The sequence below is a fragment of the Enterocloster lavalensis genome, from assembly GCF_046603895.1.
Classification (GTDB): domain Bacteria; phylum Bacillota; class Clostridia; order Lachnospirales; family Lachnospiraceae; genus Enterocloster; species Enterocloster lavalensis.
This window is the reverse complement of record NZ_CP176637.1, coordinates 4,482,580-4,498,522: the sequence shown is the minus strand read 5'-3', so window position 1 is coordinate 4,498,522 and position 15,943 is coordinate 4,482,580. Positions and strand designations below refer to the sequence as shown.

At 59.9% G+C, this 15,943-nt stretch carries 11 protein-coding genes; 1 reads left to right on the top strand and 10 read right to left on the bottom strand.

Annotation, left to right across the window (positions count from 1 at the left end; all coding sequences use genetic code 11):
* Positions 1-417 precede the first annotated feature (417 nt).
* On the bottom strand, positions 418-3,903 hold the full coding sequence (locus tag ACK2JC_RS20050) for a sacsin N-terminal ATP-binding-like domain-containing protein (RefSeq protein ID WP_368271510.1): 3,486 nt from the start codon (positions 3,901-3,903) through the stop codon (positions 418-420).
* A 615-nt stretch (positions 3,904-4,518) separates the two neighbouring features.
* Here ACK2JC_RS20050 and ACK2JC_RS20045 point away from each other — a divergent pair.
* Entirely contained in the window at positions 4,519-5,487 is a 969-nt protein-coding gene (locus ACK2JC_RS20045; RefSeq protein ID WP_227168035.1) for a LysR family transcriptional regulator, read from the top strand.
* Here the strand turns inward: ACK2JC_RS20045 and ACK2JC_RS20040 are convergent.
* The 9 genes from ACK2JC_RS20040 to ACK2JC_RS20000 form a co-directional block, all read right to left on the bottom strand.
* On the bottom strand, positions 5,470-7,086 hold the full coding sequence (locus ACK2JC_RS20040; RefSeq protein WP_368271509.1) for an amidohydrolase family protein: 1,617 nt from the start codon (positions 7,084-7,086) through the stop codon (positions 5,470-5,472). The genes ACK2JC_RS20045 and ACK2JC_RS20040 overlap by 18 nt on opposite strands.
* Positions 7,087-7,090: 4 nt before the next feature.
* Positions 7,091-8,173 (bottom strand): M20 family metallopeptidase, encoded by a 1,083-nt coding sequence (locus ACK2JC_RS20035; protein ID WP_368271508.1) that lies wholly within the window; start codon positions 8,171-8,173, stop codon positions 7,091-7,093.
* 164 nt (positions 8,174-8,337) lie between these two features.
* Positions 8,338-9,234, bottom strand: coding sequence for an L-2-amino-thiazoline-4-carboxylic acid hydrolase (locus ACK2JC_RS20030; RefSeq protein ID WP_368271507.1), 897 nt, complete (start codon positions 9,232-9,234; stop codon positions 8,338-8,340).
* 26 nt (positions 9,235-9,260) lie between these two features.
* Positions 9,261-10,169 carry an L-2-amino-thiazoline-4-carboxylic acid hydrolase gene (locus ACK2JC_RS20025; RefSeq protein WP_320936344.1) on the bottom strand — a complete coding sequence of 303 codons (909 nt, stop codon included), beginning with the start codon at positions 10,167-10,169 and terminating at the stop codon, positions 9,261-9,263.
* A gap of 93 nt (positions 10,170-10,262) precedes the next feature.
* Entirely contained in the window at positions 10,263-11,213 is a 951-nt protein-coding gene (locus ACK2JC_RS20020; protein ID WP_092364373.1) for an ABC transporter ATP-binding protein, read from the bottom strand.
* Positions 11,206-12,234 (bottom strand): ABC transporter ATP-binding protein, encoded by a 1,029-nt coding sequence (locus ACK2JC_RS20015; RefSeq protein WP_092364369.1) that lies wholly within the window; start codon positions 12,232-12,234, stop codon positions 11,206-11,208. The genes ACK2JC_RS20020 and ACK2JC_RS20015 overlap by 8 nt, the downstream gene beginning before the upstream one ends.
* A gap of 10 nt (positions 12,235-12,244) precedes the next feature.
* Positions 12,245-13,132: an ABC transporter permease gene (locus ACK2JC_RS20010; RefSeq protein WP_092364366.1), complete on the bottom strand. Its 888-nt coding sequence runs from the start codon at positions 13,130-13,132 to the stop codon at positions 12,245-12,247.
* Positions 13,133-13,147: 15 nt separating this feature from the next.
* Positions 13,148-14,077 carry a nickel ABC transporter permease gene (gene nikB, locus ACK2JC_RS20005; RefSeq protein ID WP_148485691.1) on the bottom strand — a complete coding sequence of 310 codons (930 nt, stop codon included), beginning with the start codon at positions 14,075-14,077 and terminating at the stop codon, positions 13,148-13,150.
* 103 nt (positions 14,078-14,180) lie between these two features.
* Positions 14,181-15,764 (bottom strand): ABC transporter substrate-binding protein, encoded by a 1,584-nt coding sequence (locus ACK2JC_RS20000; RefSeq protein WP_302327551.1) that lies wholly within the window; start codon positions 15,762-15,764, stop codon positions 14,181-14,183.
* Positions 15,765-15,943 lie beyond the last annotated feature (179 nt).

Below are 15,943 nucleotides of genomic sequence, written 5' to 3'. Positions count from 1 at the left end.
CTTCGTCGATGGGATTTTTGCCTGCAAGCTTAGGTTTTCATACGGTCAGCGCAGCAAGTGCACAGACCTACTGAACAGTTACCAAGATAGGTATCTGTTCAGTACCTTCACAGATACAAGCAAAAATCCATTTAAAATCGACTTCGTCGATGGGATTTTTGTCAGCAAGCTTAGGTTTTCATACGGTCAGCGCAGCAAGTGCGCAGACCTACTGAACAGTTACCAAGATAGGTATCTGTTCAGTACCTTCACAGATACGAGCAAAAATCCATTTAAAATCGACTTCGTCGATGGGATTTTTGCCTGCAAGCTTAGGTTTTCATACGGTCAGCGCAGCAAGTGCGCAGACCTACTGAACAGTTACCAAGATAGAACCATTATATACCCATTCGTACGGGACGCCAACTAAAAATAGCGTTAACTCCCGGAAGCCATAAAGGGGTCGCGTGTTTCGAAGTCCGTTTCCGTTCCGGCCTGCGGCTCCTCCCCCCAGCAGAATATCTTCACATACGCCTGCTCTGTTTTTGCGTAAAATACGGCGGCCAGATGGTAACGCCCCGGGTTGGCGAAGGCCCGGGCCGCCTGGCTGCGGGACAGGTTCATATTGCTGAAGCTGCCGCCCCGGGTGGATTTCACCTCGTAGTATTCCCATAATTCTCCATTTTTTAGGATCCCGATATCAAATCCGCTCTGCTTGTGATGCGCCGTGTCCATGAGCCGGACTTCCAGCCGTTCCTCCCCGGGGCCGTCCGGAATCAGCACCGAACTCTGTCCGTCCTGTTCCACCAGGCGGGCGCCTTTGTCCTGGAAGCGCCGCACCAGATAGTCCCGGACAAACCGCTCCCCCCACTCCCCCGCTTCCCTGCGCTCCCGGGCCTCGGTGTCCGGCAGGCCCGCAAATTCCCACTCCGGGTCCACATCCGTCCCGCCGTCCCCGGCCTGTAACAGAAATTCCAGCTGTTCCAGCCGGGCTGCGCCCGCCAGCTCCAGAAGCCGGTCTAATCGGGCGGCTTTGCGGTCCCTGCTCTCCAGATACCCCTGGTCGCAGAGCAGAAACCGTTTGGAATACAGGCGTTTAAACTGGGCTGCGGCTTCCGCCGGATTTCCCTGCATCCACTCGAACAGGCGGTGAAGGCTCTGACGCCTGCCCTCCCCTCTCTCCCGGGAAGGCGACTCCAGGTCTTCCATGATCCGGTCCTCCAGCTGCCTGGCGGCCGCCTCTTTTTCCATCACCGGCATTACCGGCACCCGGCATTTAAATCCCGCCAGGGACCCCTTTAGGTCCAATCCCAGGTCCCCGGCCACTTCCTTGACCGTTTCGTCCACGCCCCCGTCGAGCCACAGATTCCACGGGCGGCACAGCATTCCCTTCTGATTTGGAAATACGCCCCCTCTGCGCTTCCGGTAATGGACCAGACTGTCCCCGCCCACGCGCCAGGCCAGCTCCGCCAGACGTGAGAACCAGGCGAGCGTCTCCTCCTCCGTCCGGTTTAACCGCGCGGCGATCTCCGGCAGTTCTCTGCCCACCCGGTTTTCCCCCGAAAGGGTATCGAGGATCATCCGAAGCGCAAATTCGTCGGATTTCCACCACAGCCGGACGCCCTGAACCGGGATATCCACAGCTTCCGGCATTGAATCCCCAAAAAACGCCTGACAGACCTGGTAAAGCTCCCGCCTCTGCCCCGCGCTCTCCGCCGACTCGTCCCGGAGAGCCGCCACGGTGAGAATCGCCTGGCGGTACGTGCTCTGCTCTCCCATGCCGTAATAGTACAGCCGGTCGTTGACAAGTTCCGCCACCTCAGCCACCGACAGCTCCCGGATCAGCAGGTCCGGGTCGTCCAGCTCTGGGTCCAACACCGTTTTCTCCAAGGGCACTCCCACCTTCACAGCCGCCTGAAACAGTCCCTGGGGAATCGCACCGGCTCTCCTGGCCGCGGCCGCCCCGATCAGCCCTCCCTCCCGGTTCAGGAAAATATTGTACTCTCCCGCCGCAACGCCGCGGTAGAGAGCGGGGTCCTGTTTGATCAGATCGCGGAAGGCTTTGAGCCAGCGCTTGGCCTGGGCCAGGCGGGGAGATAGGGTTGGGGAACCGGCGGGATGGGCGGACGAGGCGGTGAGGTCCGCGGGACGGGTGGACGATACGGCGGCGGCCGCGGGCGGGGCGGACGATACGGCCGCGGCCACGGGACGGGCGGACGATACGGCCGCGGCCGCGGGCCGGGCGGACGATACAGCGGGGACTGCGGGCAAGGCGGACGATACAGCGGCGTCCACGGGCAGGGCGGACGATACGGCCGCGGCTTCCTCCTGCCTGAGCCGCGCGGCAAGAATATCCAGTTTTCCCCAGGAACACAGCTGTTTTAAAATCTGTTCCGCATTCACCCGGCATTCCGGCAGCAGCTCCTCCCAGTAATGCAGCTCTTCTTTATCCGGCAGCGGCTTCTGATCGTTGCGCCGCCGAAGCAGCTCCCACAGTTCTTTTGTGAGCTCCGGGTAATCCGGTCCGAAGGCAGGCACGCACACCGCCGCCTCCCCCATCGGCCCAAGAACCGGTATCCGCCTGCCCTCTGCATCAGTAAAGAGAGGTTTCCGACACAACCGGAAACGCAGCCCGTTTAATTTTTCTGTAATCCATGGGCCGGAAAGCCAGACGCGTTCAGGAACCGGCGGTATCTGCAGCAGCCGGAAAAGCTCCCCGGTTCCCCATCCCGCCAGACAATCCGCCAACTGTTCCAGCTGGCGTCCCGTCTCCCCCAGGAGACGTTCGTTTTGGCGTACCTCGGGAATATCCCTGGCGGTGAGGTAGATGCCGTCCCGCGGTTCCGTCGGTTCAAAGGCCGTGCTGTTTACCACCGCCGAAAAGGGAAACGCCTCCGTGCCGATCAGAGGAAAGCAGCAGAACAGGCGGGCGCACCCGCTCCCCGGCCCCATCACCCGCACAGGCCGCAGATTCCGGTCCGCCTGCACCCGCACTGCGGTCTGTACCCCTGCGCCGGATGCGGTGAGATAATAACGGCGCTGTGCTGTTTTTCCGGGATTCCACATGGGCCGGTCCTCACCCTCTCCCCCACTCTCACAGCACTCCGTGACAGCCATGTACAATCCACTGGATAACCTGTCGGGCCAAAACTCCGCCTCAGACGGCTGACATTCTGCCTCCCTCCTCATCTCCTCCATCCCAATCCTGCGGTAACGCACGTCCTCCCCGTTCCACTCGTCCCGCAGCCGGATGCCGCGCACGCCCACGCCAAAGGCCAGCATATAGTGCACATTTTCCTTCAGATCCCGGATTCCGGCCAGGGCTGTCTCCACGCCCCGCTTGTCTAACAGATAGGAGAACACCGTGTTCAGCTCCCCTTCCCGCAAGTCCCGGCAGTCCGGGACCAGGTCCAGGCTTTCCAGCTCCCCCAGAGCCAGATCCAGCCCTTCCTCGATCTCCCGCAGCGTGGTTCCGCTCCGGTCCAGCAGAATCCGAAAGCGCTTGCAGCCCTCCCCCTCCTCCTGAATCACGGAGCGGACCTCCACTTTCCGGGACAGGAGATGGGTGGTCATAAATCCGGTTCCGAAGCGCCCGGTGCTCTCCCGCTCTTCTTCCCGCGGCCCCCGCTCCTTTCCCGACACCTGATTCACCAGGGAGGTCAGGGTCAGCACGTTAAACGGACGGCCGCTGTGGGAGAATTCTAACCTCCAGCCCTCCCCGTCCCGCTTCAGGTAGATGAAGATTTCTACCTCCTCCCCCTGCGCCGCGTCCCCTGCGTTCTGAATCAGCTCCCACACCCATCTCCTGGGACTGTTCTCATTGACCTCCATCATCAACCGGTGAATGCTGTCCAGTATTTTGGTGGACACCGCTTTCCGGTGGATGCGCACTCTGTTTTGCTCAAATAATTTGCTATAGCTCATATCCCTGCTCCTTTTCCCCGCTTCTCATGATCCGCAGCGCATTTCCTCAATTATACATTGTCGGCAGCCACAGGCTGTCGATAAGAGATGCGTTTCCTTGATTATACCGGAAGCCCCTCATGTCCACGAGTGCGCGTGGGCGTTTCAGCGTCGTGCCCCCGCATTTCCGACAGAAAAAGAGGCGCAGAGCCGACAAAAATCTCATTTTTTGTCATCTCTGCGCCATAAACCTGACCATTCCGGCCAGCGGAAGCAATCGATCTGCGCAGCCCGGCCGCGCATTCCATCCCCATTTCATCCGCCCATCAAACGGGTCACCTTTCCGGTCATTTTATGCTATAATGAAGGAAACGTACCTCTTATCGACAGCCTGTGTCTGCCGACAATATATAATCAAGGAAACGTATCTCTTATCGACAGCCTGCGTCTGCCGACAATGTATAATGAAGGAAACGTACCTCTTATCGACAACCTGCGTCTGCCGACAATGTATAATAGACAACATGGTATGAATCGCCCGCCAAACGGCTGGTGACATTGTGCGGTATCATGCCAACAGCTCCCCTCTATGCAACAGCGCATCATTGGAATCACACACAGAAGGAAGGCATACATATGAACTTAAACCAACTACGTTACGTGATCAAGGTTGCCGAGACCGGCTCCATCAACCGGGCTGCCAGCAATCTTTTCATCTCACAGTCCGTGCTCTCCACCTCCATCCGCAACCTGGAAAATGAACTGGGCCACGAAATTTTCATCCGCTCCTCCAAGGGAATCGAGATCACGCCCTACGGACGGATTTTTCTGTCCTACATCACACCCATTGAACAGCAGCTGCAGCTCCTGGACGGTTTTCTGTACCGGGAACGGACGCCCTCCAACCAGACCTTGTCCGTGGTCTCCAGCGGTTTCCCCTTTGTCACCCACATCTGCGCCAATCTCTACCAGAAGTACGTGGAGGACGGGCTGCACATCAAGCAGCAGGAAAACTTCGGCAGCGAGGCCATGAGTATGGTTTCCAACCAGCTGGCCGACGTCGGGGTGGTGCGGCTCTGGGACTGCTACCAGAGCGTGTACAAGCGGCAGTTTGAGTCCATGAAGCTGGAGTTCCACCCCATCGTGTCCCTCAACATCGCCATCACCGTGGGGCCCAACAACCCGCTCTTTGAGCACGACCAGGAGTACGTGACCCCGGACATGCTCTCCGATTATCCCATGGTCCTGTACGACTACATGGACACCGGCCCATTTTCGGACATCAACCGGCGGTTGAACTTAAAGTCCAGCTCCAGCCGCATCTCCACCTCGTCCCGGGCGGCCATCTACGAGGCCATCGCCTACACGGACGCCTATTACCTGAACTCCGACTACAGCGTCTGCCCCTACTTTGAAATGGACGGCAATATGCGCTATCTGCCTCAGCGCACCCTGCGCTTAAAAGACTGCGGCATCAAGTCCGTGATCGGCTGGATCAAAAGAACCGACCAGCCCCTGGCGCCGGTGGCGCAGGAAATGGTCGGTATGTTTTACGAGTATTTAGCGGTGGACGATTCGCCAGAGATTTTAGCGGAAGACTGGTGAACCCAGCACCCGCCCACGGCGGACCGGCCGGAATACTCCCCGCTCCACCGCCGCCTCCCCGGAGATGAACACCCACACAATCCCCTCCGGCTGCACGGCCGGCCGCTCAAAGGTTCCCGTCTCCCGGATTTTCTCCGGGTCAAAGATCATCACGTCCGCCTCATATCCGCTCTTTAACAGCCCCCTTCCCGCGATACCGAAATGCTCCGCGGGCAGGGAGGTCATTTTCCGGATTCCCGCCTCCAGCGGCAAAAGCCGGTCGTCCAGCAGATACTTCCGGATCATGCGCGCAAATCCCCCGTAATTGCGGGGGTGGGGTTTTCCCGCCGCCGTGGGGCCGGTGTAGCTTCTGGCAAACGCGTCGGTGCCGATGGTGCACAGCGGGTCCTTCATGAAGCGCTGCAGGTCCTCCTCGCAGAGGGCGTGATAGACGATACCCGCGTTGGCTCCGGTGTCTCCCAGAACCTTGATCACCGCCTCCGCGTCGTCCACGCCCAGCGATTCCCCGATTTCCCGGATGCTCTTGCCCTCGTACCGCGTGTTTCCGCCTGCGGCGGACACCACGATATTTCCGCTGCCGAAGTTTTTCAGCATGTTGTCCCAATCCGCCTCCCCAAGGCGGCCGCGGATCCGGCCCAGAATCTGCGGATTTTTCATGGCCTCATAGTCGTCCTCCAGGCCCAGCTCCAGAATCTCCGGCGGCAGCAGCGTGCGCAGACCGCAGGAACCGGCGGTGTAAGGGTACACGTCAAAGGTGATGTCCACGCCCTGGTCCACAGCCCGGTGAATGAGTTCCAGGCACATTTCGCTCTTCCCGTGGTTGGCCGCCCCCGAAGCCTTCAAGTGGGAAATGTGGCCCCGGCAGCCGCTGTCCCGGGCAATCGCTATGACCTCCTGGATGGACTCCTGCACCCGGTCCGCCTCGTCCCGCATGTGGGAGTTGTAGATTCCTCCAAAGGGCGCAATCACCCTGCTGAGTGCGGTCAGCTCCTCCCTGGACGCAAACATGCTGGGCACGTAGGTGAGTCCGGTGGAGAGCCCGTAGGCCCCGGCCTCCATACTCTCCCGCAGCATCCCCTTCATGCGGTCCAGCTCCCCGGGAGAGGCCGCCCGGTTCCCGTATCCCACGGCATCCACCCGCAGGTTGGCGTTGCCCACAAAGAGAGCCATGTTGGTGGCGTTACCGCTGCGGTTCATTTGGTCCCGGTATTCCGCAAAGCTGCAGGGACGGATGGGAGACGCGTCCGGCAGGCGGTACTCCTTTCGTTTTACATATTCTTCCAGATTATCCTGCCCGATGGGGGCGGGGCTGTCCCCGCACAGGCCGCACACGTCCGTGGTTACGCCCTGCATGATCTTTCCCTCCGCGTCCGGACAGTCTTTGGCGTACATGTCGGTGTGGCAGTGGGCGTCGATCAGTCCCGGGCAGACCACCAGGCCCTCCGCCGAGATCACCCGGGCGTTGTCCTGCCCGTCGATTTTGCCGGAGGGGCCGGCATACGCGATCTTGCCGTCCCGCACCGCCACATCCCCCTGATAACCCGGTTTACCAGAGCCGTCCACAATCAGACCGCCCCGGATCAGCACGTCATAGTTCATATCCTCACTCCCCTTCACATGTCCCCATCAGACGGACCATTTCATCCAGACAGCTGTAAAATATTCCCAGCGACGGCAGTTCCACATACTCCTCAGGCCCGTGATGCCCGGCACCCGCGGGGCCAAACTCCACGGATGGGATTCCGGCCGCCTGGAAAAAGACCGTGTCGGCGGCTCCGTACTGGGCGAAACGCACACAGTCCGTTTTCGTGGCAATCGCCACCGCCCGGTCCAGGCGGGCCAGGAAGGGATCGTCCTCGGCCAGAGCCACCGCCTCCACAGTGCCCGTCACCTCGATTTCCGCCGTGGGGTCCAGAGCCCGGATCTGCCCGGTATCCTCCCCGGGCAGATACCGGATATCCACCACCATCTCCGCGTAATCCGGGACCTGGTTCATCACCACGCCGCCCCGCACCATGGACAGGTTCACGCTGGCGCCGTCGAAATAGCGGTTTTTACGGGTGACAAAGGGCAGTTTTTCGATGCCTCGGTACAACTCATAGGCTTTTAACAGCGCGTTTTCGCCCTGCCAGGGACGGCTGGAGTGGGCGGCCCTGCCGTGGAGCCGGGCTTTCACCCGGAAAACGCCTTTGGACATGACGGACACCGCCAGGTTGGTGGGTTCTCCGCAGACCGCGAAATCCCCGGTGAGACCGTTCTCCACCATGTAACCGGTGCACAGCTCCCCGGAGGTCTCCTCGGTGGTGGACAGGGAGAGCACCACCCGGCACCCCGGCTCAGATTCCGCCAGATCGCCGGTCAGCGCCATCATCACCGCGCAGGCCCCCAGCATGTCGTAAGCGCCCCGTCCGTAAAGCCGTTCTCCCTCCACCCGTGGGCTGTACTGCTCCTCCCTGCCGTCCACCACGTCCAGGTGGCCGTTAAGCACCAGGCAGCGGGGACCTTCCCCCACCGCGCAGGTCAGCATCCGGTGCCCCTGGTTCTCCATCACCTGGGGGCTGAGCCCTCTGCCCCGCAGATACCCGGCGGCAAAATCCAGCGCCCGGTTGGCGTTTTCCGCTGTGTTGGACCGAAAACCGATCAGCCGTTTTGTCAGTTCCGTAATTTGTTCCAGATTCGCAACCATATCTCTCTCCATTTTAGTTCAGCCCGGCAGAGCCGGGCTGAAGCGTTGTTGATTCTCAGCCGCTAACGGGCCGTTTTTTTATTATGATCATATTTCCGCCGGGGCCGGTACTTATGCGGTCCGGACCTCCTGCGCGCTCAGGCTCAGGGGCAATCCCCTGCCCGTCAGATTCCCACCTTCGCCGCCAGCCGGTCGCAGAACTCCTTCTGCATTTCTTCCCTGGCGTTGTAATCGCCGTAGGTCTCCCACAGCGGCGCGTCCACCTGCGTGTCCAGATCCACCGGCAGATTGTCCCGCACATAAGCCCGGTTCACCGCCAGTCCGTCCTCTGCAGCCCGTTTTAAAAACAGGTCGCCCATGGCGTCCGCAAACTGGTTTAAGCCCTCCCTCACCGCCTGGACTCCGGCCTCGCCCAGCTGCAGCGCCGCGTATTTCAGCAGATAGAAGTAGAGCTTCACCGACAGCAGGGCAAATCCCTTCTTGCCGTCCGTCTCCACGTGGGGAATCTCCGGCTCCCGGTAGCAGGGATCGTACTCCGCAAAACACACGGGTTTCAAATCCTCCGGCAGAGTCTCCGGGCGCAGGATCACATTGAAATCGCAGTATTCGTCCCCATCCTGGGTCAGGGTCTTGGACAGGTTCACCTGGGTTTTGTCAAAGGCGTAGTGGTTGTAGCAGGCGGGGTGAAACTCCTCGCAGTAGATGCGGCCGATGGCCTTCTGGCCGTACTCCGCCCAGATGTCCGCCATGGGGCAGACCAGGGTGTGGCTGACGCGCTCCTGGGGATTGATCTCCTGGAGCTCCCGTCTGAACCGCGGGTCGGAGGGCAGATCGTGAAACAAGGTAAACAGATTCAGCATATTGATCTTTGCATTCACCTCCAAGTGCCGTTTCCGGGTGGTCTCCGCCCGGTCGTACCCAAACTGCCGGGTGGCCTCCCGGACCGCCCGCTCCCCGCTTTTTCCCAGCTTGTCGATCAGATTTCCGGCTATAAAACCATACAGGAGGGTGTATGCGTCTCCAAGGTTCATCACACATTTCTGTTCGTATGTATACATCATTTTCCCTCTTTTCTTATCAAAGCATTTTACCGCAGGTCCAGAGCCCGTTTGAACGGTTCCAGGAAATTGATTTCAAATAGCTCCCGCGCCCCACATCCGCCGTAATCCTCCCACAGCGGATCGGCCGCCGGATCGAGGGACACCGGGATATTTGCCGCGAGAAATGCGGTCCGGTCGGTGCTCAGCGTGGCGTCCTCATTGTGCAGCACCAGCTCCGCCACAGGGCCGGCCAGCGCCTTAAGCCCAAGAGCCACCGCGCAGAGACCTTCCTCTCCGAACAGCTCCCTTGCAGCCCTTGTCATGTAATACACGGTCTGCACGCATTTTTCACGGATCGTCTCACGGCCGGCCGCCGGTTCCTCCGGCACATAGGGCTGGTACTCCTCGTCGGGCGCGGTGAAGCTGGCTTTGCACTGCTCCCCGCCGCAGTTGGCCGCCCGGTAGTAGGCGGAAAAACGGCAGTAATCGTCCGCCCGGCAGCCGTTGGTGCGGTGGCAGGTCAGCTTTTTGGTCAAATTCAGCTGGCCGACGCCGCCGGTGAAGCCCTCCACCAGACCGTGCTGGTTTTCCTCACAGTACATCGTACCCAATCCGGCCTCGCCCGCGTCCAGCCACAGAGAGGCCATCGGACAGGTGTAAATCTCCCAAATCCGGATGTCCTCGTCCTGGCGCAGCACCTCCAGGCGGACCCTGGGGTCGTCGCTGCAGTGGTTTCCGCCTGCAAACAGCGTTTCCAGGTTGGTTTTAACGCCCTTCTCCCGGTAGGACGACGCCAGCTTTTTGCCCTTCTCCCGGGCCATCTCCCGCACGGCGCGGCGCACGGCCTTCTCCCCCCGGCGTCCGCAGACGTCCAGGATGCTCCTGCCCACATACAGATACAGCATGGCCCAGAAATCCTGCTGGTTCTGAAGCCCTATCTCATGAATCGTGTTCATGTTTTACCTCCGATTATATGCAATCAATATTGGATGACGCGGCCCGGCCCGCCGTCTCTTTGGGCGCAGGCGGACGCCGCGGCCGTCCGGTTCCTATTCGTACAGGAAGCAGGCCGTCATATGGCCCGGTCCGATCTCTCTCAGCTCCGGCTCCTCGTTAAAGCACCGGTCCGTCGCCTTGGGGCAGCGGTTGGCGAAGCGGCACGCCTTGGGCGGGTTCACCGGGGAGGTGATCTCGCCCTTCATCAGAATCCGCTGCCTGCGGTTGTGCAGGGAGGGAATCGGGATGGCGGAGAGCAGGGCCTCGGTGTAGGGGTGGGCCGGATTCTGGAACAGCTGGTCGCTGGGAGCTTTTTCCAGGAGCCGTCCCAGATACATCACGGCGATGTCGTCGGAAAAATGGTGGACCACCGACAGGTCGTGGGTGATGAACATATAGGTCAGGCCCAGCTGTTCCTGCAAATCCTCCATCAGGTTTAAAATCTGCGCCTGGATGGAAACGTCCAGGGCGGACACCGGCTCGTCGCAGACGATGAACTCCGGGTTCACCGCCAGGGCCCGGGCGATGCCGATTCTCTGCCGCCTGCCCCCGTCCAGTTCGTGGGGGTAGGTGTTGTAGAGCCGGGGCGCAAGTCCCACGGTCTCCATCAGCTCCAAAACCCGGTGCTCCCGCTCCCGTTTGTCCGTGATGATCCCGTGCAGCCGGATGGGCTCCTCGATGGCCTGGCTCACGGTCATGCGCGGGTTCAGGGAGGAAAAGGGATCCTGGAAAATGATCTGCATGCGGGTGCGCATCTTGCGCAGCCCGTCCGCGGACAGTCCCCGCACATCCGTTCCGTCAAAGATAATGCTCCCGGAGGTGGGCTCGATCAGCCGCAGGATCACCCGCCCGGTGGTGGACTTTCCGCAGCCGGATTCCCCCACCACGCCCAGGGTTCTTCCCCGGTCGATGGTGAAACTCACGTCGTCCACCGCGTGGAGCTTCCCCTTTTTGGTAGGAAAATATTTCACCAGATTCTGTACTTCCAGCAATGGTTTACTCACCTTTTAGCACCTCCCCGCTGTTGATATTTTTCTCATTGTAAAGATGGCATTCCACGTAGTGGGTATCGTTTGACCACAGGCGGCCCGGCTTTTTCCTGGCGCAGATATCCTTGGCGTAATTGCACCGTGGGCAGAAGGCGCAGCCCTCGGGCAGGTTGCTGGGATCGGGCATCAGGCCCTTGATGGGCTTTAACCGCTGGGTGCGGTCCGCCATGTTGGGGAGGGAGTTGAACAACCCCTCCGTGTAGGGGTGAAGCGTGTGGTCGAAAATGTCCTCCAGGGTGCCGTGCTCCACCACCCGGCCCGCGTACACCACGGACACCTCGTCGCAGATGTCCGCCACGATGCCCAGGTCGTGGGTGATCATGATCATGGAGGTGCCGTACTGCTTTTTCAACTCCTTCATCATTTCCAGCACCTGGGCCTGGATGGTCACGTCCAGGGCCGTGGTGGGTTCGTCTGCGATCAGCACGTCCGGGTGGCAGGCCAGAGCGATGGCGATCACCACACGCTGCTTCATGCCGCCGGAGAACTGATGGGGGTATTCCCCGCCGCGGTCCCTTGGGATTCCCACCAGCTCCAGCATATCCCCGGCCGCCTCCAGAGCTTCCTTGGGTTTAAGCTGTTTGTTGTGGGTGCGGATCACCTCGGCGATCTGCTCATTTACGGGCAGCACCGGGTTTAAGGAGGTCATAGGGTCCTGGAAGATCATGGACACCTGCTTGCCGCGGATTCCCCGCAGGTATCTGGCGTCCTTGGTCAGCACGTCCTGTCCGTCCAGAACGATCTTCCCCTCTGTCACCACCCCCGGCGGGTTGGGGATCAGCCCCAGCACCGCCAGGCCCGTGGTGGTCTTTCCGGCTCCTGTCTCCCCCACTACCCCCAGGGCCTGGCCCTTTTTCAGAGTCAGATCCAGACCGTTCACAGCCTTCACCACGCTGTCTCTTGTTCTGTATTCCACGCATAAATTGCTGATTTCCAGCACATTTTCCGTATTGCTCTTCGTATTTTCCCGGCTCATGGCTTCCCTCCTATTTCAGTCTCGGATCCAGCGCGTCCCGCAGCCCGTCGCCCAGCAGATTCAGCGCCAGAACGGTCAGCATGATCGCGATGCCCGGTATAATGGAAAGGTAGCTGTAGTCGCGGATATAGGTGCGTCCCCCTGCCAGAAGGCCGCCCCACTCGGGCGCCGGCGCCTGCACGCCCATGCCTAAGAAGGACAGAGCCGCGGTGTTGTAGATGGCGCTGGCGATGCGCAGGGTCACCTGCACGATGATGGGGCTTAAGCAGTTGGGGATAATGTGGCTGCAAATGATGGTCCGGTTGGTTGCGCCGATGGCCCGGGCCGCCTCCACGAACTCCACGTCCCGCACCGTGATCACAGCTCCGCGCACCACCCGGGCGAAGATCGGAACAGAGGATGCCGCCAGGGCGAACGCCAGGTTGCGGGTGTTGGCTCCCAGAGCCGCCACGATGACGATGGCGAACAATGTCATGGGAATTGCCAGCAAAATGTCCGTGATCCGCATGATCAAATTGTCAACCTTCCCGCCGTAGTACCCGGAGATGGCGCCCAAAAAGCCACCTCCCGCCAGGGACATGGCCACGGAGGAGAAACTCACGGCCAGGGACATCCGGCTGCCGTGAACCACACGGGCCAGCAGGTTTCTGCCGAACTCGTCCGTGCCGAAGGGATATTTCAGGCAGGGGTGGATCAGGCGGTCGGGGATATTCTGGGCGATCACCTCTGTCTGGTAATCAAAGAGAAAATCCGCGAAAATTGCCAGCAGAATCAGAAAAATCATAAAGGCCATGCCGAACACGGCCGCTTTGTTGCTGATCAGACGCCTCCAGGTATCATAGGCCAGGCTGTTTTTGGGGCCCGAGAGGGCTTCTGCATATTCTTTGTCTTTACTCATCCTCACTCACACCTCCTATTGATACATTGACCGCACCCGCGGGTCGATAAAGCCGTAGAGCAGGTCCACCACCAGGTTGACGATGGAGAAGCCCACGCTGAGCACCACGATACATCCAAGCACCACGGGCACGTCCCGCCCGTTCACCGCCTGGACCACCAGACGTCCCAGCCCCGGCCAGGCGAACACGGTCTCGGTCAGCACCGCGCCTCCCAAAAGGCCGCCCAGCTGCACGCCCACGATGGTCACGGTGGGAATCAGGGCGTTGCGGAAGGAGTGGTGGAAAATCACCTCGCGCTCCGTGATGCCCTTGGAGCGGGCGGTGCGGATGTAATCCTGGCGGATGGTCTCCAGCATGGAGGAGCGGGTGGTTCTGGCGATAGCGGCCATCTGCATGAAGCCGATGGCGATGGAGGGCAGCACGTAGGATTTCCACCCGTCCTTGGCCCCCTGGGCGGGCAGCCAGCCCAGCTTCAAAGAGAACAAAAGCATGAGCATCAGGGCCAGCCAGAAGGCGGGCATGGAGATACCGATCAGGGACACCACCATGCTGGAATGGTCAAAGAGCGTATTTTGTTTGATCGCCGCCAGTATCCCCAGGGGGATGGCGATGACAATGGACACCACCGCGGCCACGGCCGCCAGCTTGAAAGTGGCCGGAACCCGGCTGAACACCTCGTCGGCCACGGGCCGCTTGTTCACATAGGAGGTCCCCATGTCGCCCTGGACCAGGTTGACCAGATAGCGGCCGTACTGGACCAGCACGTTGTCGTTTAAGCCCATCTCGTCGCGCATGGCCTCCACGGCCTCCGGGGAGGCGTTGTCGCCCAGGATCATCTGCACCGGATCGCCCGGGGCCAGCTGCATGATCATGAATACCAGAAAGGTGATGCCGATCACCACGGGTATCATGGCTATTATTCTTCGGATAATGTATTTAAGCATTGAATCATCTCCTGAGAAAATCGGTTAAAAGGCTGCCTTGGTATAGAATCCGGGGAAGGCTGCCTTCTGACAGCCTTCCCCGGTAACGGACTGAAGCGTTTGCTTATTCGGCCCAGTACATCATGTTGTAATCGGTATATCCGGTTCCGCTGAGCACCACGCCCTGGAGCTTGGCGTCATGGGCTCTCAGCCACACGGACTGGAACAGGGAAATCTGCGGAGAGTCCTGGTTGACGATGGACACGATGTTCTCGATCTTCTCCATGCGGGCATCGTCGTCCAGCGTGCTCTGTGCGTCCAGAATCAGCTTGTTCATCTCCGGGTTGTTGTAGGAGCCTGCGTACTGGACACGGCGGTCCGTCACATAGCGCTGCACATAGGTCAGGGCGTTGGAGGGGGACCAGGAAGCGATGAGCCCGGTGTAATCGCCGCTGCTCCACTTCTCAAAGTAAGTGGCGGTATCCATGGATTCCACCTTGACGTTGATTCCCAGCTCCGCCAGGTTGCTCTGGATGATGGTCGCCACGGCCACGCGGGTCTCGTTGGTCACCAGGATGGACAAATCCACGGAAGCGGGATCTCCGCCCCAGGCCGCCAGATACTCTTTGGCCTTGTCCACGTTGTACTCCAGCTGGTCCTTGGTGGTGGAACCCCACAGGCCCTGGGCGATGGCGGAGTAGTTCACCACGCCGTAGCCGCTGAGGGCGCCGTCGATGATGTCCTGACGGTTGATGGCGCAGGCGATTGCCCGGCGCAGGTTCACATCGTCAAAGGGAGCCACGTCGTTGTTCAGGAACAGGATTACGTTGTCCACGGAATCCACCTGCTCCACCTTCACGTCCGGGTTGTTTAACAGGCTGGCCGCGTCCGCTCCGTTGGTCTCCCACACGAAGTCCACCTCGCCGGTTTCCAGGGCCAGGGCTCTGGTAACGCCCTCGGGGATGATGGTGAATTCCAGGTTCTTGATCTTAGCCTTACGCTCCGCGTCAAAATAATCGTCAAAGGCCTCGAAGGTCAGATGATCGCCGGATACCCACTCCACCAGCTTGTAGGGGCCGGTTCCGATGGGATTCTCATTGAAGTCATTGCCGCTCTCGATCAGGCCCTTGGGTAGAATCCAGTTGAAATGGTAGCCCAGATCGTACAGCAGGCCCGCGTAGGGCTCGTTGGTGGTGATCTTAACGGTGAAATCGTCCACCGCCTCGATGCTCTTCATGTTGCTGGTATATGTAGTGGTGGCGGGGAGTGACTTGGCGTACTCCAGGGTCGCAACCACGTCCGCGGCTGTGAAGTCGTCGCCGTTGTGGAACTTGACGCCCTGCTTCAGGGTGAAAATCCAGTCCACGTCGTTCTCCACCTTGTAGTCCGAAGCCAGGTCCAGCTCGGGCTTTAAGGACGCGTTGTCGATGCGCACCAGGCCGTTGAAGGTCAGCATGTTCATTCCCACGGAAATCAGGGAGTCATGATCGCAGGTGGAAAGGTTCGGCGGCTCGCTGGTAAGTGCCACTCTCAGGGTGTCCCTTGCGGACTCGCCTCCCGCTGCTGGCGCAACGCTCTCGGAACCGCCCGCCGCCGTTGTTCCGGCGCTTTCAGGAGCGGAGGAAGTTTTGCCGCCGCAGGCGCTCAAAGCTCCGGCTGTCAGGACGACTGCCAGGGTAAGGGCCAACACGTTTCTTGCTTTTTTCATAATCGTCACCTCTCTGTCAATATTCCATGTATGTGTTCTTGTTATGGACATCTGTTTACCATATGCGTACATAAATGGTTGCTGACAGTATACCATAAATCTGTGTAAAAAAGCTTATATTAATTTTTGTTAACCATTATCGCGTTTTTAGATAGTTATTTATCGAAAGGATGCTTTAG

Coding starts and splice junctions, on each gene's coding strand:
- ACK2JC_RS20050 (WP_368271510.1), bottom strand. CDS start 3,903: ATGAGCTATAGCAAATTATTTGAGCAAAACAGAGTGCGCATCCACCGG.
- ACK2JC_RS20045 (WP_227168035.1), top strand. CDS start 4,519: ATGAACTTAAACCAACTACGTTACGTGATCAAGGTTGCCGAGACCGGC.
- ACK2JC_RS20040 (WP_368271509.1), bottom strand. CDS start 7,086: ATGAACTATGACGTGCTGATCCGGGGCGGTCTGATTGTGGACGGCTCT.
- ACK2JC_RS20035 (WP_368271508.1), bottom strand. CDS start 8,173: ATGGTTGCGAATCTGGAACAAATTACGGAACTGACAAAACGGCTGATC.
- ACK2JC_RS20030 (WP_368271507.1), bottom strand. CDS start 9,234: ATGATGTATACATACGAACAGAAATGTGTGATGAACCTTGGAGACGCA.
- ACK2JC_RS20025 (WP_320936344.1), bottom strand. CDS start 10,169: ATGAACACGATTCATGAGATAGGGCTTCAGAACCAGCAGGATTTCTGG.
- ACK2JC_RS20015 (WP_092364369.1), bottom strand. CDS start 12,234: ATGAGCCGGGAAAATACGAAGAGCAATACGGAAAATGTGCTGGAAATC.
- ACK2JC_RS20010 (WP_092364366.1), bottom strand. CDS start 13,132: ATGAGTAAAGACAAAGAATATGCAGAAGCCCTCTCGGGCCCCAAAAAC.
- nikB (WP_148485691.1), bottom strand. CDS start 14,077: ATGCTTAAATACATTATCCGAAGAATAATAGCCATGATACCCGTGGTG.
- ACK2JC_RS20000 (WP_302327551.1), bottom strand. CDS start 15,764: ATGAAAAAAGCAAGAAACGTGTTGGCCCTTACCCTGGCAGTCGTCCTG.